The organism is Desulfolutivibrio sulfodismutans DSM 3696 (assembly GCF_013376455.1).
GTDB classification, from domain to species: Bacteria; Desulfobacterota; Desulfovibrionia; order Desulfovibrionales; family Desulfovibrionaceae; genus Desulfolutivibrio; species Desulfolutivibrio sulfodismutans.
In genome coordinates this window covers 2,149,798-2,172,784 of record NZ_CP045504.1, presented here as the reverse complement: position 1 = coordinate 2,172,784, position 22,987 = coordinate 2,149,798, and the positions used below count along the sequence as shown (strand labels likewise).

The following is a 22,987-nucleotide window of genomic DNA, read 5'->3' as shown; positions in this document are numbered from 1 at the left end:
CCCGGCCAGGAGCGCGTGATGCCCGCTGCCGCACTCTGCCTGGATCATCTGGTGCTGACCGTGGCCGATGTGGATCGCGCCTGCGCGTTTTCTACCCGGGTCATGGGCATGCGCCGCATAAAAAAGAAGGGGTTGCAGCCATTTCGCTGCAACCCCTGAAAAGATGGTGCCGAAGGGGAGACTCGAACTCCCACGGCCTTGCGACCACTAGACCCTGAACCTAGCGTGTCTACCAATTCCACCACTTCGGCCCGAGCAGTGGTATCTAGCCGAACCCCCCGGGCTTGGCAAGCGATAATGCCGGGTCCGGGAAAATTTTCTTGGAAGCGGGTGGGCCGATGCCCCCCCCGGAGGAGCCATCGCCGTTTCCGGCCTGGGGCGACCCCGGGACGCGGCGGGGTGAGCCGGGGGGCGGTGGCGCGGCATGCCCGCGCCTGTACGGGAATCATCCCGGGCCGGGCCGCGAATCGGGATCGGCGACTTGACCGGAACGCCAGGGCATGTTTTCCAGTGCTGGGGAGGCGCGCCCGCATCCCGGGTCCGTCTTCCCAGCCCCATCGAATTCAACGCGGAGTCGACCGGTGCCGGACAATCGCCTCTATTCCATTGCGGCCGTGGCCCGCCAGCTGGATGTCCCGGAATCCACCCTGCATTATTGGAAAAACCGCTTCCGCGACCATCTGCCGTGCCTTGGCGAGGGCCGGGGGCGACGCTTTCGGCCCGAGGCTCTGGAGATCTTCCGGGCCATTGCCGAGGGCCTGGGGCGGGGCATGTCCGTGGATGAGGTCAAGGCGGACCTGGCCGACCGTTTCCCGGTCAATGTCTCCCCGATCCGTTCCCCGGCCAAGCCCAGGACCGTGCCCGTGGCCGCAGTCGCCCCGGGGCCCGGCCTGGAGGAGGTGGCGGCGGTGTTCGGGCGGGAGATGGCCAAGGTGTTGTCGACCTTTCTGCGGGAGCGTCCGACCCCGGAGACGGCCCTTCCAGAGGGCGGCGGGCCGGAGGTGGCGGGCGAGATCGAGACTTTGCGGGAAAAAAACCAAGCCCTGGAGGCAAAGCTTGGCGTGCTCGAATCCGAGCTCATGCGCCTGCGCAAGGACGGCCGGGAGCTTGAAAAATATCTGGTGGACAAAATCAAGGCCGCGCTTTCGACCAAGGCCTGAGGCCGCGTCCCGGTTTCCCCGGAATCGCGCGCCCTGAACTCGCGGCCGACGCGCCGCCTTATTTTCCGCCCGCCCCGGCCTCTTCGAAGACGCATCCCCCGGCGATGGCGATTTCGGCCAGCATGGCCTCGGCCGCAGCCAGGGGGTCCGCCGCCCGGGTGATGGGCCGCCCCACAACCAGATGGTCCGCCCCGGCCCGGATGGCCTCTGCGGCGGTCACGGCCCGGCGTTGGTCGTCCGGCTTGGCGCCGGTCGGCCGGATGCCCGGGGTGACGATCAGAAAATCCTCGCCCAACTCGCGCCGCAAAAGCGCCGCCTCGCGGCCCGAGCACACCACGCCGTCCGCGCCGCTTTTCAGGGCGTCCCGGGCCCTGGTCAGCACCAGATTTCCCACCCAGTCCTCGCCCGGCTCCGGGCTGCCCACGCCGACCACCTCGCCGCCGGACAGCATGTTGCGGGCCTGGGCCGGATCGTGGCTGGTGAGCACGGTCACGGCCAAAAGCCGGGCCGCGCCTTTGGTCTGGGCCGCCGCGTCGATGACCCCCGGGGCGGCATGGGCCGTGAAAAGCGCGATATCGTGGTCGCTAAGCCTGGCCACGGCGCGCTTCACCGTCTCCGGGATGTCGTGGAATTTGAGGTCCAGCATGACCTTGCGGCCCATGGCGGCCAGCCTGTCCGGCACGGCGAATCCGGCGGCCAGGAAAAGCTCCAGGCCCACCTTGTAGAAGTCCACCTTCTCGCCGAGCCGCCCGGCCAGGGAAATCGCCGCCTGCGCATCGGGAACGTCCAGGGCTACAATGATCCGCTGGGCCAGGGGAATGGTTTTTTTCATGATGCCTCCATTGCGACAACTAGCCCGAAATGCGGGCGTTGTCATCAGGGTCAGAAATTTCGCCGTCTGCTCCGGAGCGGTGGCGGCCTGCGGCTGGCGGTTTGTCGTAATGAAATGTCGGCAAAGCCATGATATGCCGTATCGTGCGGATGGCCGTATCGGGGGGGGATGATTTTCCCAGAAAATAATTTATGAAATCAACGTGTTGGATGCCTCGAACGGGCGAGGCCGTTTGGCACGGTCCTGGCTATTCACAAAGGGGGCGGGCTGGCCGGGCGTATGGCCCGCCTGGGGCATGTCCCGGGGGGCGGGGAACCGCTTATGGTTTGCAACTGCGCGTCCGCATTGACAGCACACCCCCCTTCACCTAGTACAGAAATGGTGTAAAAGGCATTTTTTGGCGTCGTGGAGGAGCTTCGACCTCATCGTGGCGCAGGGGAGACGACATGAAATACGGCATCTCTTTGTTTCTCGTCCTGGGTTGTGTTGCCGCCGCCGGGAGCGTCCACGCCTTCTCCTTTTCCGAAGAGGCGCAAAAGGATGCCCAGGCGGGACAGGCCAAGGCCGCCCAGATGTATGCCAACATGTCCACCCCCTGCCGGGAGAGCCTGCGGGGGAAAAAGATCGCCGTGCTCATTGCCGAGCGCCATTCCGGGAAACTGCAAACCGGCGGCGGCCACGGCCTGCTGCATCAGGAATTCAACCGGCAGTTGGCGGCCATGGGCCTGAACACCGTGTCCCAGGCCCAGATCAACTCCCAGATCGCGGCGGCGGAGATGAAGGCCATTTTGAACAACGACCCCGACGCCGCCATTGCCGCCTCAGGCCGCATGGGGGCGTCGTTCTTTCTCAACGGCATCATCAGCAGCCGAAGCGGCAAGAACATGATGGTCAACGCCAACGAAGTGGCCGTGACCATCCTGCTCACCCTCACCGACGGCCGGGGCCGGGTGATATCGAGCCAGACCATCAGCGCCGAGTCCTGGGCCGGACAGGACGTGTTGGGGGTGGCCCTGGAACTGGTCCGGGACAGCGCGGGCCCGGCCGTGGCCCAACTCTATGCCGACTACTGCTCCCGTGCGGGCAGATAACGACGAGGATGACCCCATGAAGCGAGTTCGCAAAACAAAGGCCCTGGCGGCGCTTGTCGTGGCCGTTTTCGCCGGATGCGTCTGGCTTGGCGCCCTGCCTGCCCCGGTTGCGGCGGCGGACAAGGCCGCCAAAAAGCCCCTGGAGATTCAGGCCGCCCCGGCCGCCGAGGAAAAAGACGCCTTCATCGTGATCACCGCCGAGGGGTTGGCCGATCCCAACGCCGACGCCTACAAGCGCGACAAGGCGCTGATGATCGAGGATCTGCGCCGCGACGCCAAGGCCCAGATCCTGGAGAAGGCCGTGGGGGCCTACGTGGAGACCTCCACCCTGGTCGAGAACTACACCCTGATCAGCGACCGGGTGTTGTCCCGCTCCCAGGGGCTCATCAAGCGGGTCATCAAGGAGTCCGAGCCCTGGATCGGCGAGGACGGATTTGCGCACATGCTCATGAAGGCCGAGGTGTCGGTGGTTCCCATCACCGAGGCCCTGGCCGAGATGTCCCGGGGGGAGCGGGTGGCCCTGCTCAAGGAACACGGCAACCCGCGCGTGTCCGTGGCCATCTTCATCCGCGACGCCGAGCGCGGCCCGGAGGTGGTGACCGAGCGTTCGGAAATCGCCGAGAACGTGCTCAAGGAACACATCAAAAGCTTCGGCTACCGGGTGTGGTCAGATGAGCATGTGGACCAGCTCAAGGCCCGGTTCGAGAAAAAGACCGACGGCAATGCCGTGGAGGCCACGCTGACGGCGTCGGCCCCCAAGGCTGCGGACTTCTCCATCATGGGCGAGGCCAAGTTCAAGACCGTCAGCGCCAGGCTTCCGGCCTCGGGGCTGACCGTGACCAAGTACGTGCTCACCTCCTGGAGCGTCAAATGCATGGACAACCACACGGGTGAGGAGATCTATTTCAACAACCAGGTGCCCAAGAAGCAGAGTTGGGCCGACGAGGACCAGGCCATCGAGGAGATTGGGCGGCTGATCGGCGGCGAGTTCTCCCGGGAGTTTTTTGAAGAGCACCTGCAGGCCCCGTCCAAGATGTTCCAACTCGAGGTGGCGGGACTGCCCAGCTACGACCTGGGCCAGCTTCTGCGCAAGGAGTTCATCGGGCTTCGGCCGGTGCTCAACATCGACTTCCGGGAGTTCGACAAGACCGGGCTGTCGCTTTACGAGGTGGAGTTCACCGGTTCCCGGGGCAACTTCAACGATCTTCTGGTCAGCGCCATCATTGAGCCTTTGAATCAGAAGGTGGGGCAGGGGGCCTTTTCCCTGGAGTCGGCCAAGGGAAACGTGGTGCGCCTGAAGTATGCCGCCAGCCTGGATGCGGCGGCCCTGACGGAGAAGCTCAACACCGTGCCTCCGGCCGCCCTGGGCACGGCCGCCCCGGCCCGCCTGAAGGAAGTCGTCAAGTCCGAGGAGACGAAGCAGAAGCTGGCCGAGGTGTCGCCGGAGATCGTCAAAAAGCTGTCCGAGGAGCCGCAGCCGGGGAGCAAGACGGGGCTGGACGCGGTGAAAAATTTCTAGGCCCGGCTGTTTTGCATGGCGCGGCATGATGCAGCGTGTCGGGCTGGTGGGGCGGCCATGCGGTGCGTTGCTGCCCGGTGTGCGGCGAAGGCCGGACGAGGGAGGCCGGTTCGCCGGGTGGGGACGCCGACGCGGGAGAGGGAGGCGGACGGGGCGGGAGCATTTTCGAAACCAGGAAAATCGGAGGAGGTAGGGAAAATGAGGGGCAGAGTTTCCGTGTTGGTCGTGGTCGCGCTGGCCTTGGTCATGGTCTCGGGCTGCAAGTCGTCGTCCAGGCGGGCCAATGAAATCGCCGACCAGACCATGTATCAGCCCATCGTCTATTCGGACAAACCCGGGCCGGTGTTGGTGGTCATCCCCGGCGAAATCAAGAGCGCCAACGCCACCTATACCCAGAAGGTCGGGGCCAACAACATCGCCGACTATGCCGAACTGGAGCTGGGGCAGGCCAAATTTCAGGTGCTCGAGCGCTCGGATCTGGGCCCCATGCTCCAGGAGTTGGAGATCGCGGCCAATCTGGGCGACGCCACGCAGCTCAAAAAATTCAAGAAGGGCAAGTTCCAGGCCACCAACTGGCTGGTGCGCTTCGACATCCTCAAGGCCGAACCCGTGGCCGAGGTCAAGACCAGCTTCGACGGAGCCTGGCTGGGGGCCATCGCCGGGAGCGCCGTGGGCTCGGCCACCGATAGCTGGGCGGCCGGAGTGGCCACCGGCGCGGCCGTGGGCTCCGTCCACGCCCATGACGCCACGGGCATCTGGATCATCGGCATGCGCTACAAGGTTCTCGACGCCAACACCGGCGAACAAAAGGCCACGGGCTATTTCGAGGACAAGATGGAGATGGGTTCTTCCGGCGGCGGGGCGCTGGGCATTTCGCGCTCCGAGGCCAAGCAGGTGACCCTGGACACCATGACCCAGCGTTTGGTGCAAAAGTGCGTCCAGGATCTGGACAAGATGAAGTAGGGACGGAGTTCCGGCGCAACGCGCAAAAATCAAAGGAGAAATCACCATGAAAACCCGCATGGCGTACGTTTTCGTCACACTCATGTGCCTGTCCATGCTCGCCGTGGGATGCAAAAAGCAGGTGGAGGAGCCCTATCCCGCCTACACCGCCCAGCAGTACTACGACATGGGCATGCAGGCCTTTACTGCCGAGGATTTCGTGCAGGCCACCCAGCTTTTCGAGGCCGCCGTGAGCATGTCGCCGTCCATGGCCGACGCCCATTATTATCTGGGCCTGTGCTACCTGAAGCAGAACATGCTGCGCAAGGCCGAGGACTCCCTGGCCACCGCCCTGCGCTACAACCCGGGCCTGGTTCGCGCCCGGGAGGCCCTGGGCATTCTTTTCTACACCAAGGGCGACTACTTCCAGGCCAGGCGCGAGCTGGAACAGTGCCGGGCCATGTATTCCACCAACCCCCAGGTCTATTATTATCTGGGCAACATTTATCTGGCCGAGGGCAACTGCCCGGCGGCCCTGGCCATGTTCACCCGGGCCCTGGAGCTCGATCCCGCCTCCCTTCCGGCCAGGCAGGGATATGACGAGGCCAAGCGTTCCTGCGGCAAGGGCCCGGCCAAGCCTGCGCCCCAGCCCCGGATTGAAAAGTCCTTCAAGGGCGGCGGCAAGGCCATCGATCCGAGTGAGTTCTAGCCCGCGCCTCGGCATCCCCGCATCCGGAAGGCGTCGCCTGCTGGCGGCGTCTCCCGGGTGGGAGGCCTGGGCTCGGCGATGGTTGCACGCGGCGGCAGGGGACCGGTTTCCCAGACGGCTGGCGGACGGACGGCGGACGGACAGGGGATGGGGTTTCCCCGGGCGGAGGCGGCAATGGATGCGAGATCGTGGGCATGCGCCCTGGCGCTTACGGCTGGGTGCCTGTGTGGGCCGCTCCCGGACGCAACCCTGCGGGCCGAGGACGGCGCACAGCCCCTGGGCGGCAACGCCGCGCTCATGGAGCGTTGGGGCGCAGAGCGCCGCCTGATCCGCGACGAGGTGCTCGACCTCCTGCGTCGACAGGGCCGGTTGCCTGCCGACGGCACGGTGAGCTTTACGGCGAAGGCCGCGCCGGATCCCGACCGTCATGGCCATCTGCGGATTTCCGTCGAATCCCTGGAGATCGTTTTGCTCCCCGGGATGGCCGGGGCCGGAACTCCCGGCGCGGACGATCCGGCCCGGGACATGGCCCAGGCCTTCGCCCCGCTGGACATCTCCCGGTACGTTGAGCTGGAAGGGCTGGATGTGCCCGTGGGCGGGACCGTGCAGGAGACCGTGAACATGAAAGAGGGCAGGCCGGTTGTCGCCGACCCCCCTGCCGAACAAGGCAAGTGAGGACGACCATGAAACGTAACGCCGCTTTCTCCCTGTTCTGGGCTGTTTTTTGGGCCGCATGGCTCGTGCCCGCCCTGGCCCTGGCCGGAAACAGGCAGCTTATGACCGAAAAAATGGCCGAGCAGGACATGAAGCGGGCCATCATGGAGTCGGTCATCGGCTACAAGGTCCGAAGCGAGAGCCGCCTGGGCCTGACCGAAGACCCCAGCTACAAGGTCGAGACCAAGGCTGCGGCGGTGATCAAGGGCATCAAAGTCGACAAGATGATCTACGACAAGGAACGCGACATCGCCTTGTGCTTCGGGCACATCGACCTGGGCGACGTGGTCAATGTGGTGGGCGAGTTGGTGCGTTTCAAGGGTGTCACCGTGGAGGGGTTCGGGTTCGGGACCATGACCGAGGCGGCCCGGCCGCCGCTTATGGCCCTGCGTGCGGCGACGCTCGACGCCTACAACCAGATGGCGGCCCTTTTGGTGGGTGAAAAGATCTTAAGCAAGAGCAAGATGGAAAACTTCCTTTTGACCGAGGACATCAACCGGTCCAAGGTCTGCGCCGCCATCTTCGGGGCCTACATCCCCAATCCGGGCTTAAACAGCCCCAACCGGGGCTGGGGCTGGGACGAATCCGGCAACGCCTTCGTCAAGCTCGAACTCGATCCGCGCAAGGTGCAGGACATCCTGGGCAACCTCATCATTTACAAGGGAGCGGAGATCCTGGAGGTCACGGGACGGGGCTCCCAGACCGACGACCTGACGCCCCTGCAGGAAGGGTCCGGCGCGGCCAGCATGATCCGCGATTCCGGGTCCAAGACCAAGTACATGAACCTCGACGTGCCCACGGCCCCGGCCCCGGGTACGCCGGGCAACACCCAGACGGGCGCCGGACAGGCCCAGTAGCCTTCAAAAAAGGCGCAACACGACAGGCATGCCATGAAAAAAATCCTTTCGGTCCTGGCCGTGTCGGCCCTGCTGGGCCTGCCGGTTCCGGCTTCAGCCCAGACCGGCCCGGGGGGCGGCCAACCGGCCAATCCCGGGCAACCGGCCCCTGCCGTTCAGCCGGGCCAGCCGGGCCAGGGTGCGGTGGTGGGCGGCAACAAGGCGCTCATGGACGAATGGGCGGCCAGCCGCCGCCAGGTGCGGGACAAGGTGCTGGAACGGCTGAAGGAGCAGGGCAAGGTTCCCCGGGACGGGACCATCGAGTTCGAGGCCCGGTTCAAACCGGACCCCAAGGATCCGTCCAGGCTGTTCGTGGCCGTGGACGCCGTGCGGGTGACGCCGCTACCCCCCTCCAAGGCCCCGGGCAAACCCGAGCATGTGCAGGGAGCGGCCGGAACCCAGGCCATTGATCTGGCCCTGGCCCCCATGGCCGTCCCCGGCCGGACGGAACTGACCACCCTGAACATTCCCATGGCCGCCCCCTTCAAGGAGACGGTGACCATCCGGGAAGGGCGCGTGGAGGAGGCACCGGCCTTTGCCCCGCCCCCTGCCCCGGCCGGGATTCAGGGCGGCGGCGCGGCAGGGGGCTCCGGGGCCGACGGCGGCGTGTGGGGAGAGGTGCAGCGGGTCTGGAAACGGATCGTGGGCTATTTCGGCCTCTAGGGTCGGGCAGCACAAGGAGCGATATCATGAAAAAAGCGGGAATTCTGGCCATGGCGGTGATCCTGGCGTTCGCGGCCCAGGCGGCCCTGGCCGGGAACAAGCAGCTTATGACCGAAAAAATGGCCGAGCAGGACCTCAAGCGCAACATCGTGGAGGCGGTCATCGGCTACAAGGTGAAAAGCGAGAGTCGCCTGGGGCTGACCGAAGACCCCAGCTACAAGGCCGAGACCAAGGCCGCGGCGGTCATCAAGGGCATCAAAGTCGACAAGATGATCTACGACAAGGAACGCGACATCGCCCTGTGTTTCGGGCACATCGAACTGGGCGACGTGGTCAACGTGGTGGGCGATCTGGTGCGTTTCAAGGGCGTCACCGTGGAGGGCTTCGGCTTCGGCACCATGACCGAGGCCTCGAGGCCGCCGCTCATGGCCCTGCGCGCGGCCCTGGTCAACGCCCACGACGAACTGGCCAAGCTGTTGGTGGGGGAGAAGATCTTAAGCCAAAGCACCATGGAGAATTTCATCCTGACCAAGGACGTCAACCGCTCCAAGGTCTGCGCCGCCATCTTCGGGGCCTATGTGCCAAACCCCGGCTTAAACAGCCCCAACCGGGGCTGGGGCTGGGACGAGTCCGGCAACGCCTTCGTCAAGCTTGAGGTGGACGCCCGCAAGGTGCGCGACGTACTGGGCAACCTCATCATCTACAAGGGCCCCAACATCCTCGAGGTCACCGGACGCGGCTCCCAGACCGACGAACTGTCGGACAACCCCGGCGGCATGGTCCGGGATTCGGGTTCAAAGACCAAGTACATGTCCATCGACGCGCCCACGGCCCCGGCCCAATAGGGGCGCGGCCATCGCCTGGAGAAAAGCGGGCCGACCGGACATGCGCCGGGCGGCCCGTCATATTTTTCGAAAAAGCACCGCGTGCTTGAAGCGCCTGGCCGGATCCCCGGGCGGGGTCAGCAGGGTCGGGCTGAAGTCCGCCAACCGGTGTGCGGCGTAGTCCAGCAGGTGAAAACGGCCGTCGTGCACGAACTCGTCGCCGTAGCGGGCGGCCAGGGAGCGGGGATCGCTGCCGGTCAGGTCGGCCAGGGGATAAATGGGGCGCAGGGTGAAGACCATGCGTTCCCGGCAGTGGAGCGCGGCCGCGTCCAGCACCGCGTCCAGGCGGCCTTTGACGATGGTCCCCCGGCCGATGAAGTCGATGACCAGCACCAGGTCGTAGCGCACCTGCGGCGGGACGTTGGTGAAATCGGCCACCTGGAAGCGCACGTTGCCATATCCCTGCATGGCGGCCAGAAGCGTGGCCCCCTCCACCACCAGGGGGTCCACATCGAACCCGGTCACGCTCGCCGCGCCTCCCCGTGCGGCCATGAAGGAAAAATACCCCAGGTTGCAGCCCAGGTCGCACACGGTCTTGCCCGCAAAGCTCACCCCGGGGAGATAGTCCGAAAGGCCGTCCTCCCCCAGCCCCGAGCCCTCGGCCAAAAGCTCGCCCGAGGCGTCGCGCACGGGACGCCACACCGTGCCCTGGGGAAGGCGTTGCAGGATGTCGCGCAGCCGCTGGGTCTCGTCCATGGGGATCGCCTCGTGGAATCGGATGTGGAGCCGGATGGGGGGCCGGAGCATCGGCGTCCTGGTGTCCGGCGGCAAAAAATGGCTGCCGTGGGCTGCCCGCGCCGCCCGGTCGGACAGCATACCCCCTTGGCCGAAAAAACCAAAGCAGGAGTTGCCCAGGCGCCGCCATGGCCGAGGGAGGCGCGGGAGCGGGGCCTGCGGCCGACCGGACCTGTTCGTTTCTCCCTGCGGCCATGCCGGGCCGGGGAGGCGTGCGCCATGGCCGGGGGGCGGGAGTTGTCAAAACCGGCCCGCTTGGGTAAGAGCGGTCACCCCGGCAAGACGTGCGCGACGAACCGCACGCCCCCTCCAACCGTAAAAACCGGCTGCATGCGCAATTCCTATGGTATTTAGCTCCGCTGCGTTTTTGTTCTATTTCCTGCCCCTGGTCCTGGCCGGCTACTTTATGCTGGTTTCCTTCGGCCGGGCCCGCAACTGGCTGCTTCTGGCGGCCAGCCTGTTTTTTTATGCCTGGGGCGAGGGCGAATACGTGGCCATCATGCTTGTGTCCATCATGGCCAATTACCTTTTCGGCATCTGGGTCTACAGGGAGCACCAGCGTTCCGAGTCCAAGCTGGCCATTTCCTGCGCCATCGCCTTCAATATCGTCCTTTTGGTCATCTTCAAATACACCAACTTCATCGTGGACAACGTAAACGGGTTCACGGCCGGACTGGGCATCGACCCCATCGTCATCGGCCGGGTGCATCTGCCCATCGGCATCTCTTTCTTCACCTTCCATTGCATCTCCTACATCATGGACATCTACCGCAGGCAGACGCCGCCCCAGATGTCCCTGCCCAACACGGCCCTGTACATCTCGCTTTTTCCCCAGCTCGTGGCCGGTCCCATCGTCCGCTACAAGGACATCGCCGGACAGCTCCTGAGCCGCCATGTGGACATGGCCCGCTTCTCCAGGGGCATCAACCGCTTCGTGGCCGGACTCGGCAAGAAGGTGCTTCTGGCCAACGTGGTGGCCATGCCGGCGGACAAGATCTTCAGCATCCCCCCGGACCAGCTCACGGCGCCCGTGGCCTGGCTGGGCATCCTGTGCTATACGCTTCAGATTTATTTCGATTTTTCGGGATATTCGGACATGGCCATCGGCCTGGCCAACATGTTCGGATTCAAGTTCATGGAAAACTTCAATTATCCCTACATCTCCCGGTCCCTGCGCGAGTTCTGGCGGCGCTGGCACATCTCCCTGTCCACCTGGTTTCGGGACTATCTGTACATCCCCCTGGGCGGCAGCCGGTGCAGCCCGGGCCGGGTGCGCCTGAATCTGGTGATCGTGTTTTTTCTGACCGGCCTGTGGCACGGGGCCAGTTGGAGCTTCATCGTCTGGGGTCTTTTTCACGGGGCCTTTCTGGTCATGGAGAGGGGACGGTTCGGGAAGTTCCTGGACGAAGGACCCCGGATTTTCTCCCACGCGTACGCCATCCTGGTGTTCATGGTGGGCTGGGTCTTTTTCCGGGCCGCCGATCTGTCCACGGCCCTGGCCTATATTCAGGCCATGGCCGGGTTCGGGACCGGGTCGGGGTTGGAATGGCATGTGGGACTTTTTGTGAACCCCAAGGTCATTTTGGCGCTGTGCGTCGGGGTTGTGGGCTCCATGCCCATCATCCCCAGGATCAAGGCCTGGCGCGAGAAGCTTGCGGCCAACCGCCGCACGGCGGGCCTGGACGACGTCATTGAGGCCCTGGTGAGTCTGGTGGCGACCCCGGCCATTTTTATCCTGTGCGTCATGTCCCTGGCCAGCGGCACCCACAACCCGTTTATTTATTTCCAATTCTAGCCATGGCCGGAATCTTGGCGACTCACACAGGCTTGATGCGACCCGGGACGCCTCATGAATCCCGTGAGGCGTCCCCCCGCGCCATCCACAAACAGCGCCCATGACCGTACTGCCCGTCTCCCGGCCCGCCTGGGCCATCCATCTGCTCGGGACCGCCGTCTTTGCCTGCCTGATCTGCCTGCCCCTTTTCAACGCCGCGTTTCGTGTGGCCCCGGAGGTCAACGTCATGGAGGCCGGTCCCGGGCCCTCGCCCTTTGACGGCCTCGGCCCGGCCGGGGTGCTGCGGGCCTTCAACATCCTGCGCGGCGGCTATGTGGAAAAGGCCTTCGGGTTTCGCAAGCTTTTGGTCAAATACGAAAACTACCTGGATTATTGCCTGCTGGACTCCTCCACGGCGGACCTCTCCGTGGTGGCCGGTCCCGGGGGCTGGCTTTTTCTGGCCAAGGAGGGCCCCACGCTGAACACGGTGGAGGATTACCGTGGGACGCGGCTTTTTACCCCGCAGGAGCTTGCGGCCTGGACGGCGGAATTCACGGCCCGGCGGGACTGGCTGGCGGCGCGCGACATCCCCTACCTGGTGGTCGTGGCCCCCAACAAGCAGACCATCTATCCCGAAAAGCTGCCTGCCCGGTACAACCGGGTCAGCCCCGCGACCCGCACGGACCAGCTCATCGCCGCCTTGACCGGGGCGGGGGTGGCCGTGGCGGACCTGCGGCCGGTCCTTCTCGACCTTAAAAAAACCACCCAGGCCTATTACCGCACGGACAGCCATTGGACCCCGGTGGGGGCCCGGGCGGCCGCCGGGGGCATTCTGGCGGCCTTGGCGAAATATTTCCCCGGCCTGGACGCGGCGGCCCAAACGGACCTTCAGGTGGTCCCCATACCCGGCGTGGGCGGCGATCTGGCGGCCATGCTGGGGCTTGGCGACTGCTTCGTCGAGGACAAGTTCTCCCTGGTTCCCAAGGACGGCTTTCGGGCCGTGCGGGTGGACGCCTCTGGGCTCGCCGGCCCCGGGGACATTGGTCCCGCCGACGCCTTCGAGCGGCCGGGCTCCGGCCTGCCCCGGGCCGTGATCGTTCGGGATTCCTTCGGCCAGAATCTGATCCCCTTTTTGTCCGAGCACTTTTCCCGGGTGGTCTACCAGTGGCCGTTTCCCACCACGGCAAAGGCGCCACGCCGCTTCGACCGGGAACTGGTCCTGGCCGAGAAGCCGGATGTGGTGGTGGACGAGATCGTGGAGCGGTATTTCACCGTACCTCTTGCGGCCCCGCACTGACGAACCGGCCGCGTCCGCACCCGCATCGGGGGATGGACATGGACCCTGCCTCACACCTGCGGGCCTTTGTGGCCCTGCCCCTGCCGAAGGACATGAAGGCCGCCCTGGCCGGGCTTCTGCCCGCGCTGCACCGGGTCGCCCCGACGAAACTGGCCTTTGTGCGGCCCGAGACCTGGCACCTGACGCTCAAATTTCTGGGCGACGTTCCCCTGGAGGGCCCCATGGGCCTTTCGGCCCTGATCCAGGCCCTGGCTGGCGTGGATTTTTCGCCCTTCGACCTGTCGCCCGGGGGGGGCGTGTTTTTCCCTGGTCCGGCCCGTCCCCGGGTGGTCGCCGTGGGGCTGGCCGCCGGGGGCCCGGCCTGCCGGGAACTGGCCGGGGCCGTGGATGCCGCCCTGGCCGCTGTGGGCTATCCCCGCGAGGCCAGGGTCTTCACCCCGCATCTGACCGTGGCCCGGGTAAAAGACGCCCCGGGCCGGGGCGACTGGCGCGGCGTGGCCGACCAGTTGGCCGGGGCCGTGTGGCCCGCGTGCCGCATGGACCGGTTCGTGCTGTACCAAAGCGTGCTCGGCCCCGCAGGGGCGCGACATGAGGCCCTGCGGGAATTTCCGGCCCGCCGGGACGGGCGGACGTGACGAGGGAAGGGTGGGGCGGCCCGGACAGGGGCGTTCCCGGCCCGCTGGGACGGGCGCAGCGAATGAAGCGGGGGGTGTCGGCCCGACGGATGCGGCGTAAGGCCGATCCAACCCGCCGGGCCGGTTCGCGGAGTGCGGACGGGGTTAGATGTAGTCGCCCCGGTTGAACTTGATCTTTTCGGTGACGGCCATCACTTCCAGTTCATTGACCAGGGAGCCCATGCCGGGATTGTCCTCGGACATGCCCGGCCAGTCCTGCTTGAGCTTTTGCACGCCGCTTTCGATGTGCTCAAGCACGCCGTAGGCCTCGCGCAGTCCGCCTTCCTGGCTGCCCGAGGCCAGCTGGTCGGCATAATTTTCCCATTCGGTCAGCAAGCTATCCACGTTTTCCATGGCCGTGCGCTCTTTTTCTGTCAGATCCTGGGCCGGGGCCGTGCCCTCGGCCTGAAGCAGGGAGGCGATCTCATGCATCCCGCCGCTGATGGGCGGCGCCGAGATCGTGCCCGCGTCCTGTGCCTCGATTCCCTGGACTTCCCGGTTCAGCAGGCTCTCAAAGACTCCGGCCTCCGCTGTCGTCCTGGATTGGTCCTGGCTGTCGGCCTGCCGCAGAGCGTTTATCTGTTCCTGCGTGATCTTCATGGCCTTCACCTCGTTGCGACGTTTTGCCTTTTCCTAGCAAGTATCCTGCCAAGAGCTGTGCAATTTCTTGCACTGAAATCATTGGAAATTTGTGGCCGGGCCGGGGAAGAATTTTCCCCGGCCAGGATGTCCCCCCGAGTATGCTGAACGTATAGGCCCTGGCGGGCGGCTTGTCTATTTCCCCTGGATTGGGCATACAAAATACGGCCCCGTGCTGATCTTTTCGACGCCTGCGGCAAAAACTTTATCACGCCCGCCCGGCGCGGACAAAAAGGAGACGAACGCATGGCCAAGATCGAAAAAATTTTGTGCGCCGTGGATTTCTCGGAACACAGTCCCCATGTGGCGGACTATGCGGCCACACTGGCCAAGGCCTTCGGGGCCAAGGTGCTGTGCCTGTACGTGGCCCCATCCTTGAGCGAATACCTGGGGTTCCATGTGCCGCCGAGCTCCATCGAGAATTTTGTGGGCGAGATCGTGGCCGGGGCGGACACCACCATGGAGGAGTTCGTGGCCAAGCGCTTCGAGGGCGTCGCCTGCACCGGCAAGGTGCTCACCGGCTACGCCGCCGAGGAGATCCTGGCCGCCGTCAAGAGCGAGAAGGCCGACCTTTTGGTCATGGGCACCCACGGCCGCAAGGGCATCGACCGCATTTTGTTCGGGTCCGTGGCCGAGAAGGTGGTCAAGAGCGCCTCCTGCCCGGTGCTGACCATCCGTCCAGAACCTGTAGAGAAATAACCGCCGGGGGCGTTGTGCGATTGTCGCGACGCCCTTTACCATCCGCCGCTTTGGCGATATCTTCCTGCGCTTTGTCTGCACCACTATCGCGGGGGGCTGCCGTCATGTCCGATCTGCCGTTTGTCCGGGACGAGGTGCGTGGGTTCACGCCCTATGCGCCCGGGCTGTCCATTGATGAGATCCGGGAGAAATACGGGCTGGCCCGGGTCATAAAACTGGCCAGCAACGAAAACCCCCTGGGCGTCTCGCCCCTGGTGGTGCGGGCCCTTGAGCGCACCGCCCCCCTGGCCTTCCGCTATCCCCGGGGGGGGAATCCGGTCCTGACCGCAGGCATCGCCGACCATTTCGGCCTGGACCCGGCCGGGGTGGCGGCGGGCAACGGATCGGACGAGATCATCGATCTGTTGATCCGGGTCGCGGCCCGGCCCGGGTTGGACAATGTGGTGGCCTTCAATCCCTGTTTTTCCATCTACGTGCATCAGTCCCGGCTGTGCGGCGTGGACATGCGCCAGGTTCCCCTGGCCGGGGATTTCTCTTTCGATTTCGAGGCGCTTTTGTCCGTGGTGGACGAAAATACGGCCCTGGTCTTCGTCACCAACCCGGACAACCCCTCGGGGCGCGCCGTGCCCGCCGACGAACTGGCCGCCCTGTCCGGTCGCCTGCCCGCCCGGACCATCCTGGTGGTGGACGAGGCCTATGCCGACTTCGCCGATCCGGCCAAGGACTATACCCTGCTGCCGCGCCTGAAAGATTTTCCCAATGTGGCCGTGTTGCGCACCTTTTCCAAGATGTACGGCCTGGCCGGGCTGCGCCTGGGCTTCGGGGCCATGTCCCCGGCCCTGGCCGACTATCTGCGCCGGGTGCGGCTGCCGTTTAGCGTCAACCTCATGGCCGAGGCCGCCGGACTGGCCGCCATGCAGGACGGCCAGTTCATCGCGGCCACCCGGGAGACCGTGCTGCGCGGCCGGGCGGGCGTGGCGGCGGCCCTGGCGGGCCTTGGCTGCCAGGTCTGCCCCTCCATGGCCAACTTCCTCATGTTCACCCCGCCCCTGGCCGCGGCCCGGGTCTTCGAGGCGCTGCTTGGCCGGGGCATTATCGTGCGCCCCCTGGCCAGCTACGGCCTGCCGGACAGGCTGCGGGTCAGCCTTGGCTCGGACGAAGAGAACGCGGCCTTCGTGGCGGCCATGCGGGAGATTCTGGGCCAAGCCGGTGCGGCGGGCGGCGCATGAAACCTCTGGTTGTGACCATCGACGGTCCGGCCGGGGTGGGCAAGACCACCCTGGCCAAGCGGGTGGCCCAGGCCCTTGGCGTGGCCTATCTGGACACCGGGGCCATGTTCCGCGTTTTGGCCCTGCGCCTTTCGCCGGTTGACGCCGACACCCCCTCCGGGGAGATCGCCGCCGCCCTCTCGGGCCTGGACTTCTCCCTGCGCGGGGTCGGCGCGGACACGGCGCTTCTGGCGGACGGCGCGCCCGTGGGCGACGAGATCCGCACCGAGGCCGTGGCCTATGCCGCCTCCACCCTGGCCACCCGGCCCGAGGTGCGGGCCTTCTTGCGCGCCGCCCAGCAGCGACTCGGCCGGGACATCGAGCTTGTGGCCGAGGGCCGGGACATGGGCACGGTGATTTTTCCAGGCGCGGCGCACAAGTTTTTCCTGGACGCCACGGCCCAGGTGCGCGCCGCCAGACGGGTGGAGCAACTGGCGGCCATGGGCAAACCCGCCGACCACGCCGCCATCCTGGCCGACATCACCCGGCGCGACGCCCAGGACCGCACCCGGGCCGAGGCCCCCCTGCGGCCCGCCCCGGACGCGGTGGTCATCGACACCTCGGACCTGGACATCGACGGGGTGTTCGCCCGGATCATGGCCACCATCGCTCCGTCCGTCTGATCCGTCTTCCCCGCCTGTCCTGTCCGGTCCCGGGCCGGCCGTCCGGACAGGCGGGGCATGCGAAACTGTCGTTTGATGCGACAAAAATGTCGCACGCCCGTCATCCCTCCCCGTGAAATCCCGCGTAAACCCGGGCCATCCACAATGGCCCGGCGTTTGCTTCACATCCCTTGTCCCGCCCGGGCGGGACAGGCGGCCGGGCCGGATCATTCACCCTGGCGGGAGGTTCCCCCATGTTTGCTTCGGAAAAGACACCACGGATCGGAGACGAGCGGAGATTCGACTACGGCCGCTCCCTTTTGTACACCATCTACCGCCACGCCTCGGGCCTGCCCGACGCCGAGGCCGCCAGGATGGCCAGGCAGGCCGCTGCGCGCCGCCACGGCGAGGCGGCCCTCCCGGATTCTGCCGCCAGCCCGGGCAGCCTGTCCGAATCCCTGGGCGAACGCCTGGAGCGTCTGCGGTCTCCCCGCAGCCTGGCCCTCCCGGCCTGAGGCCGGGATGTCCGCGCGGCGGCCAGCCTCTTCGACCCTCGTCGTCAGGGGGCGGCCCCGTATCCTCCGACCTGGCCGGCCGCTGCACCGCGCCGCGAACCTGCGGCCCGCCCTGGACGCGCAGATCTCCGATGCCCTGGCTCCGGACATCGCCTGGGCGTTCCCCAGGCCCGCGGGCCCGTCATCTCGTCCGCCTGATGCGCCTTCTTCCAATGGTTCGTCCGGACCGTGGGGAGTGGGTGACAAACCTTGCCGATCTTTGTATGATCGCGAGTTGTAAAGGTGGGATGGACCCGCGAAAGGAAAACCAGGGGCGGGGACATGAGCGGACAGGCCATGAAATCGACGATGTGCGCCATATGGATCGTGATGGTCCTTCTGACGGCGGGAACGGTCCAGGCCGGGCTCGACTTCACCCTGCACAAGCTCGAATCCGGAAAGCCCGGCAAGACCCTCCTGGTCGTCGGCGGCATCCAGGGTGACGAACCCGGGGGGTTCACCACCGCCGCGCTGGTCATTTCCCAATACCGGATCACCTCGGGCAGCGTGTGGGTGGTTCCCAATCTCAATTTTCCCAGCATCATCAAAAATTCCCGGGGCATCTACGGGGACATGAACCGCAAGTTCGAGGAGCTGGACCCCTCCGATCCCGAATATGCGACGATCGCCAAGATCAAGAAAATCATCACCGACGAGCGCGTGGACGCCATCGTGCATCTGCACGACGGCAGCGGCTTCTACCGGCCCGAGCGGGAGGACGCCATGCGCTGCCCGGAGCGGTGGGGCCAGTGCGTGGTCATCGACGAGGAGCGCACCGGCGAACCCCGCTATCTGGAACTGGCGGCCCTGGCCGATCGGGTGGTTTCCCAGGTCAATACCGGGCTCTACGACCCCGAGCACGTCTACCACGTCAAAAATACCCTGACCCGGAAAAAAGACACGGTCATGGCCAAGGAAATGGCCAAGACCCTGACCTATTACGCCATCAACAACGGCAAGCCCGCCTTCGGCATCGAGGCCAGCAAGGAATTTCCCACGGCCATGCGCTCCTATTACCACCTGCGCGCCGTGGAGGGCTTCATGGACGAACTCGGCATCGGCTTCGAGCGCCGTTTCCCCCTGACCGCCGAGGGCGTGGATCAGGCCGCCAACAGCAACGTGGCCCTCTCCTTCTACAACAACAAGATCTTTTTCGACCTGGCCGACGCCAGGGCGCGGCTGGGCTATGTGCCGTTTAAAAAAGACGCGGCCGTGGAATATGTGCCGAGCAATCCGCTGATGGCCGTGGTGGGAGGGGGCGACGCCTTCCGTATCTACTACGGCAACCGCAACCTGACCGAACTGGAACCGGCCTATTTCGAATACGACGACACGGAACGCGACCTGGAGATGGTGGTGGACGGAACGCCCCGAACCGTGCCCTTCGGGCGCATCGTCTCCGTGGGGAAAAGTTTTACGGTGGCGGATCGCGCCGAATGCCGGGTGAACATCATCGGTTTTTCCAAGCCCGGACAGGCCAGCGAGTCCGGGACGCCCGTGCGGCGTGAAGACGTCATGGACCGCTTTTCCGTGGACAAGGCCGGGCGGGTGTACCGGGTGGAAGTCTACAAAAAGGAGCGCTTCGCGGGCATGGTCCTGGTGCGCTTCGATGACGGCAGGGGGGATGCACGCGTGGCGCAATCCCTGGACAAGGCCATAGACAGCCGCACCAACCTCTTTTCCCGCGTGGCCGCCGAACCGCCCACCGGGGCCTCGCGCTGACGCAGAGCCGCGGGATGTCTCCGGCGGCCAGGGGGGAAACTTTTTTGAAAAAAAGTTTCCCCCCTGGACCCCTCTTCAAAAAACTTCGTCACGCTTCGCGTCCGTGTGGCGGGAGACACGTTCTCCAGGCCGCCCTGATTTTCACTGGCGTTTCCGGCGCAGCGAAGCTGCGCCGGAAACGCCAGTGATATCAGGGGGTCCGGGGGAAATGATTTCCCCCGGGCGGGGTTCGGGGCGGCAGCCCCGAATTATTGGAACAGGTAGCCGTAGGTCGCGGCCATCTTGTCCGTCTTGACCAGGATGGCCTCCACGGTCTGCTCCAGGGTCACGGCGTCCACGATGCCGGTGTCTCCGGACAGAAAATAGCGCAGGGTTCCGTCCTTGGCGGAGTAGAGCCAGGCCACGGAATAGATGGAGCTGACCGCCGGGCGTCCGGTGAATTCCTCCCGGGTGTGGATGACCAGCACCAGTTTCTTTTCATCCTTGGTGGTCAGGGTCATGAGCGACGACCGGCCGAGGAGTTCCTTGAGGTGGTAGGCCAGACGCGTTCCCACCACGTCCGTATCCGTGTGTTCGATGCCAACCGGCGTGCGCCTGCCGTCCACGCCCGTGTCTTTTTTGGGGGTATCGGGGATGGCCTGCCCCTCGGGTTTGGCCTCTGGCGCGGTCTTGGCCTGCTGTTGGGCCTGTCCGGCCGCCGGGGCGGCCAAAAGGGCCAGGGCGAACACCACGGCCAGGACGGCCAGGCGGGCCGGGAAGCGGGGGAAAAATCCGGGCGGCATGGGAGCCTCCTCTTTTTTTTGGTGTGGCGGCCGGGGGCTTTGACCGGCGGCGCGCAGGCGCCAGGGATGGCGTGATGCCCGGCCACGGTAAACGAGAGCGTGCCGTCTTTCAACCGGCCCGGATCAGGGAGCGCGGAAAAACCGCGCCCGGGAAGGGCTTTCCGTTGCCGCGCGGGCTTGAGCGCCGTGGATATTTCGCGTAGGCATGTTTTTTCCGTCCAGGCCCGGCCGGGACAAGAAACAGCGGTTGTGCGTGGCGCCTGGTCGCGTCACGCCCGTCAACCGTCTCGCAAGGAGGCTCCATGAAATCCAAGATGCTCGCCGTGTTGGCAATGGCCTTGTTCGCCATGGCGGGGACGGCCCTGGCCGGGGGGGAACCGATCAAGATCGGAGCCGTGTTGTCGGTCACCGGGCCCGCGTCCTTTCTGGGTGAACCCGAGAAAAACACCCTGACCATGCTTGAAGAAAAAATCAACGCCGCAGGCGGCATCCTCGGCCGCCCAGTGGAGATGATCATTCTCGACGACGAAACCGATGTGAACAAGGCCGTGCTGGCCGCCCAGCGGTTGCTGAAAAAAGACAACGTGGCGGCCGTGCTTGGCCCCACGGTGTCGGGCAACACCCTGGCCATCATGAATTCCTTTCCGGCCGCCAAGGTTCCCCTGGTTTCCTGCGCCGCAGCGGAGAAGATCGTCTCCCCGGTCAATCCCTGGATATTTAAGACCGCCCAGTCCGACCGCCATGCGGTCTTGAGCATCCTGGAGCACGCCAAGAAGCAGGGATACAAGAAGCTGGCCATCATCACCGTGTCCGACGGCTACGGCCAGGCCGGGCGGGAAGTCCTCAAGGAGCTCATTCCGGCGGGCGGCTTCGAGATCGTGGCCGACGAGGTCTACGGCCCGAAAGACACGGACATGTCCGCCCAGTTGACCAAGCTCAAGTCCGCCGCCCCGGACGCCATCATCTGCTGGGGCACCAATCCGGGCCCGGCGGTCATCGCCAGAAACCGGATGCAGTTGGGCATGGACACGCCGCTGTACATGAGCCATGGCGTGGCCTCCAAGAAATTCATCGAGCTGGCCGGCGAGGCCGCCGAGGGGCTGTTGCTCCCGGCCGGAAAGCTCACCGTGGCCGCCATGCTGCCCGACGCCGATCCCCAGAAGCCGGTGCTTTTGGCCTATGCCAAGGACTACGAAGCCGCGTTCAAACAGCCCGTGTCGTCGTTTGGCGGCTACGGCTATGACGCGTTTTATCTGGTCAAGCAGGCCATTGAGGCCGGGAATTCGGCCGATGCGCAGGCCATCCGCGACAATCTGGAGAAGATCAAAGGTTTTGTGGGCATAAGCGGCGTGTTCAACTTCACCCCCGAGGACCACAACGGCCTGGACCAGTCCGCCTTTGTCATGGTCACCATCAAAAACGGCGACTGGAGCATCGTGCCATAGGGCTTTCTTCCCGAAAGGGCGCGCCGGTTTTCCCCGGCCGCGTCGGGGAAACGTCTTGTCCATGAAGTCGCCCCGGGGGATTTCGAGGCCGGGGCGCGAGGCGGGATACGGTGAGGCGGCCGCTGGCAGGGGGCCATCCTAGTGGAAACGGCGCGGCGTCCCTGCCGCGCCCGGCCGCGCGGCGTCGGGAGTTTTTCCGGACACCCGCGACGACTTGAAGGAGAAAGGCATGAACCGTGTGTTGACCACTTTGCTTGTGGCCCTTGCCGCCCTTTGCCTGCCCGGCCTTGCGGCCGCCCAGTCGGACACCGTCAAGGTCGGGGCCGTGCTGTCCGTCACCGGCCCGGCGTCCTTTCTCGGCGAACCCGAAAAGAACACGGTGCAGATGATGGTCGACCAGGTCAACGCCGCCGGGGGGCTTTTGGGCAAAAAGCTCGAAGTGGTCATCCTGGACGACGAGACCGACGTGAACAAGGCCGTGCTCGGGGCCCAGCGCCTGATCCGCATGGACAAGGTGGTGGCCGTCATGGGCCCCACCACCTCGGGCAACACCCTGGCCATCATGCAGAACGTGGCCGCCGCCGAGGTTCCCCTGGTCTCGTTCTCGGCCGCCGAGAAAATCGTCAACCCCGTCAATCCCTGGATCTTTAAAAACCCCCAGTCCGACCGCCACGCTGTGGCCCGCATCCTGGAGCACGCCAAGGGGCGGGGGTATAAAAAAATCGCCATCCTGACCGTGTCCGACGGCTATGGGCAGGCCGGGCGCGAAGTCCTCAAGGAACTTGTCCCGGCGGGCGGCTTCGAACTGATCGCCGACGAGGTCTATGGCCCGAAAGACACGGACATGACCGCCCAACTGACCAAGATCAAGGCCGCTGCCCCGGACGCCATCGTCTGCTGGGGCACCAACCCCGGCCCGGCCGTGGTGGCCAAGAACCGGGTGCAGCTGGGCATGGCCACGCCGCTGTACATGAGCCATGGGGTGGCCTCCAAAAAATTCATCGAACTGGCCGGTGAGGCCGCCGAGGGCGTCATGCTCCCGGCGGGCAAGCTCATCGTGGCCAGCCAGCTTCCGGACAGCGATCCGCAGAAAAAGGTGCTCCTGGATTATACCAAGCAGTACACCGAGAAGTTCAACCAGCCCGTGTCCACCTTTGGCGGGCATGGCTGGGACGGGGTCATGCTTTTGGCCAAGGCCGTGCAGATGGGGAATTCGGCCGAGCCCAAGGACATCCGGGACAACCTGGAGAAGATCAAGGACTTCGTGGGCATCGGCGGCGTCTTCAGCTTCAGCCCCACGGACCATAACGGCCTGGACGCCACGGCCTTCGTGATGATCGAGGTGGCCGGGGCCGACTGGAAGATCATGACCAAGTAGCGCCCTGC

The 22,987-nt window shown here is 65.4% G+C and carries 24 protein-coding genes and 1 tRNA gene; 20 read left to right on the top strand and 5 right to left on the bottom strand.

What is annotated here, in order from left to right; genetic code table 11:
• The first annotated feature begins 18 nt into the window (after positions 1–18).
• Positions 19–159 carry a VOC family protein gene (locus tag GD606_RS10270; protein WP_163301564.1) on the top strand — a complete coding sequence of 47 codons (141 nt, stop codon included), beginning with the start codon at positions 19–21 and terminating at the stop codon, positions 157–159.
• A gap of 5 nt (positions 160–164) precedes the next feature.
• On the opposite strand, the gene GD606_RS10265 is transcribed toward GD606_RS10270, so the two are convergent.
• Positions 165–251, bottom strand: a tRNA-Leu gene (locus tag GD606_RS10265).
• A 330-nt stretch (positions 252–581) separates the two neighbouring features.
• Between GD606_RS10265 and GD606_RS10260 the strand changes: the two genes are divergently transcribed.
• Complete coding sequence (locus GD606_RS10260) at positions 582–1,160, top strand: helix-turn-helix domain-containing protein (RefSeq protein ID WP_163301563.1); 579 nt, start codon at positions 582–584, stop codon at positions 1,158–1,160.
• A 58-nt stretch (positions 1,161–1,218) separates the two neighbouring features.
• Here GD606_RS10260 and pyrF read toward each other — a convergent pair whose 3' ends face one another.
• Complete coding sequence (pyrF, locus tag GD606_RS10255; RefSeq protein ID WP_163301562.1) at positions 1,219–1,992, bottom strand: orotidine-5'-phosphate decarboxylase; 774 nt, start codon at positions 1,990–1,992, stop codon at positions 1,219–1,221.
• Between the two features lie 446 nt (positions 1,993–2,438).
• Here pyrF and GD606_RS10250 point away from each other — a divergent pair, with 446 nt between their 5' ends.
• The 8 genes from GD606_RS10250 to GD606_RS10215 all read left to right on the top strand — a co-directional run bounded on the left by GD606_RS10250 (position 2,439) and on the right by GD606_RS10215 (position 9,371).
• Entirely contained in the window at positions 2,439–3,083 is a 645-nt protein-coding gene (locus tag GD606_RS10250) for a hypothetical protein (RefSeq protein WP_163301561.1), read from the top strand.
• Positions 3,084–3,099: 16 nt separating this feature from the next.
• The gene (locus GD606_RS10245; RefSeq protein ID WP_163301560.1) at positions 3,100–4,602 is read left to right on the top strand and encodes a hypothetical protein; all 1,503 of its coding nucleotides are present in this window, start codon (positions 3,100–3,102) and stop codon (positions 4,600–4,602) included.
• A 198-nt stretch (positions 4,603–4,800) separates the two neighbouring features.
• On the top strand, positions 4,801–5,565 hold the full coding sequence (locus tag GD606_RS10240) for a hypothetical protein (protein ID WP_163301559.1): 765 nt from the start codon (positions 4,801–4,803) through the stop codon (positions 5,563–5,565).
• 46 nt (positions 5,566–5,611) lie between these two features.
• On the top strand, positions 5,612–6,253 hold the full coding sequence (locus GD606_RS10235) for a tetratricopeptide repeat protein (RefSeq protein ID WP_163301558.1): 642 nt from the start codon (positions 5,612–5,614) through the stop codon (positions 6,251–6,253).
• Positions 6,254–6,427: 174 nt separating this feature from the next.
• Positions 6,428–6,928, top strand: coding sequence for a hypothetical protein (locus GD606_RS10230; protein ID WP_163301557.1), 501 nt, complete (start codon positions 6,428–6,430; stop codon positions 6,926–6,928).
• 8 nt (positions 6,929–6,936) lie between these two features.
• The gene (locus GD606_RS10225) at positions 6,937–7,824 is read left to right on the top strand and encodes a hypothetical protein (RefSeq protein WP_246299050.1); all 888 of its coding nucleotides are present in this window, start codon (positions 6,937–6,939) and stop codon (positions 7,822–7,824) included.
• 33 nt (positions 7,825–7,857) lie between these two features.
• Positions 7,858–8,526, top strand: coding sequence for a hypothetical protein (locus tag GD606_RS10220; protein WP_163301556.1), 669 nt, complete (start codon positions 7,858–7,860; stop codon positions 8,524–8,526).
• Positions 8,527–8,552: 26 nt separating this feature from the next.
• Entirely contained in the window at positions 8,553–9,371 is an 819-nt protein-coding gene (locus GD606_RS10215; RefSeq protein ID WP_246299049.1) for a hypothetical protein, read from the top strand.
• A 57-nt stretch (positions 9,372–9,428) separates the two neighbouring features.
• On the opposite strand, the gene GD606_RS10210 is transcribed toward GD606_RS10215, so the two are convergent.
• On the bottom strand, positions 9,429–10,106 hold the full coding sequence (locus GD606_RS10210; protein WP_163301555.1) for a class I SAM-dependent methyltransferase: 678 nt from the start codon (positions 10,104–10,106) through the stop codon (positions 9,429–9,431).
• 382 nt (positions 10,107–10,488) lie between these two features.
• On the opposite strand from GD606_RS10210, the gene GD606_RS10205 reads away from it, so the two are divergent.
• From GD606_RS10205 to thpR, 3 genes are all read left to right on the top strand, one after another.
• Entirely contained in the window at positions 10,489–11,940 is a 1,452-nt protein-coding gene (locus GD606_RS10205) for an MBOAT family O-acyltransferase (protein WP_163301554.1), read from the top strand.
• 100 nt (positions 11,941–12,040) lie between these two features.
• Positions 12,041–13,216 carry an alginate O-acetyltransferase AlgX-related protein gene (locus tag GD606_RS10200; RefSeq protein ID WP_163301553.1) on the top strand — a complete coding sequence of 392 codons (1,176 nt, stop codon included), beginning with the start codon at positions 12,041–12,043 and terminating at the stop codon, positions 13,214–13,216.
• Between the two features lie 38 nt (positions 13,217–13,254).
• Entirely contained in the window at positions 13,255–13,851 is a 597-nt protein-coding gene (gene thpR, locus GD606_RS10195; RefSeq protein WP_163301552.1) for an RNA 2',3'-cyclic phosphodiesterase, read from the top strand.
• A 144-nt stretch (positions 13,852–13,995) separates the two neighbouring features.
• Here the strand turns inward: thpR and GD606_RS10190 are convergent, their stop codons facing one another.
• Positions 13,996–14,490 (bottom strand): hypothetical protein, encoded by a 495-nt coding sequence (locus tag GD606_RS10190; RefSeq protein WP_163301551.1) that lies wholly within the window; start codon positions 14,488–14,490, stop codon positions 13,996–13,998.
• Between the two features lie 285 nt (positions 14,491–14,775).
• Here GD606_RS10190 and GD606_RS10185 point away from each other — a divergent pair, with 285 nt between their 5' ends.
• The 5 genes from GD606_RS10185 (at position 14,776) to GD606_RS10165 (ending at position 19,374) form a co-directional block, all read left to right on the top strand.
• Positions 14,776–15,228 (top strand): universal stress protein, encoded by a 453-nt coding sequence (locus GD606_RS10185; protein ID WP_163301550.1) that lies wholly within the window; start codon positions 14,776–14,778, stop codon positions 15,226–15,228.
• Between the two features lie 104 nt (positions 15,229–15,332).
• Complete coding sequence (hisC, locus tag GD606_RS10180) at positions 15,333–16,457, top strand: histidinol-phosphate transaminase (RefSeq protein ID WP_163301549.1); 1,125 nt, start codon at positions 15,333–15,335, stop codon at positions 16,455–16,457.
• Entirely contained in the window at positions 16,454–17,119 is a 666-nt protein-coding gene (gene cmk, locus GD606_RS10175) for a (d)CMP kinase (RefSeq protein WP_163301548.1), read from the top strand. Before hisC ends, cmk begins: the two co-directional genes overlap by 4 nt.
• Positions 17,120–17,352: 233 nt before the next feature.
• Positions 17,353–17,613, top strand: coding sequence for a hypothetical protein (locus GD606_RS10170; protein ID WP_163301547.1), 261 nt, complete (start codon positions 17,353–17,355; stop codon positions 17,611–17,613).
• Positions 17,614–17,949: 336 nt separating this feature from the next.
• Positions 17,950–19,374, top strand: a complete 1,425-nt coding sequence (locus GD606_RS10165; RefSeq protein ID WP_163301546.1) for a M14 family metallopeptidase — start codon at positions 17,950–17,952, stop codon at positions 19,372–19,374.
• Between the two features lie 248 nt (positions 19,375–19,622).
• On the opposite strand, the gene GD606_RS10160 is transcribed toward GD606_RS10165, so the two are convergent.
• A complete protein-coding gene (locus tag GD606_RS10160) occupies positions 19,623–20,156 on the bottom strand; it encodes a hypothetical protein (protein ID WP_163303591.1) in 534 nt (177 codons plus the stop codon).
• A gap of 302 nt (positions 20,157–20,458) precedes the next feature.
• Here GD606_RS10160 and GD606_RS10155 point away from each other — a divergent pair, with 302 nt between their 5' ends.
• Positions 20,459–21,601 (top strand): ABC transporter substrate-binding protein, encoded by a 1,143-nt coding sequence (locus GD606_RS10155; protein ID WP_163303590.1) that lies wholly within the window; start codon positions 20,459–20,461, stop codon positions 21,599–21,601.
• A gap of 229 nt (positions 21,602–21,830) precedes the next feature.
• On the top strand, positions 21,831–22,979 hold the full coding sequence (locus tag GD606_RS10150) for an ABC transporter substrate-binding protein (protein ID WP_163303589.1): 1,149 nt from the start codon (positions 21,831–21,833) through the stop codon (positions 22,977–22,979).
• The last annotated feature ends 8 nt before the right edge of the window (positions 22,980–22,987 follow it).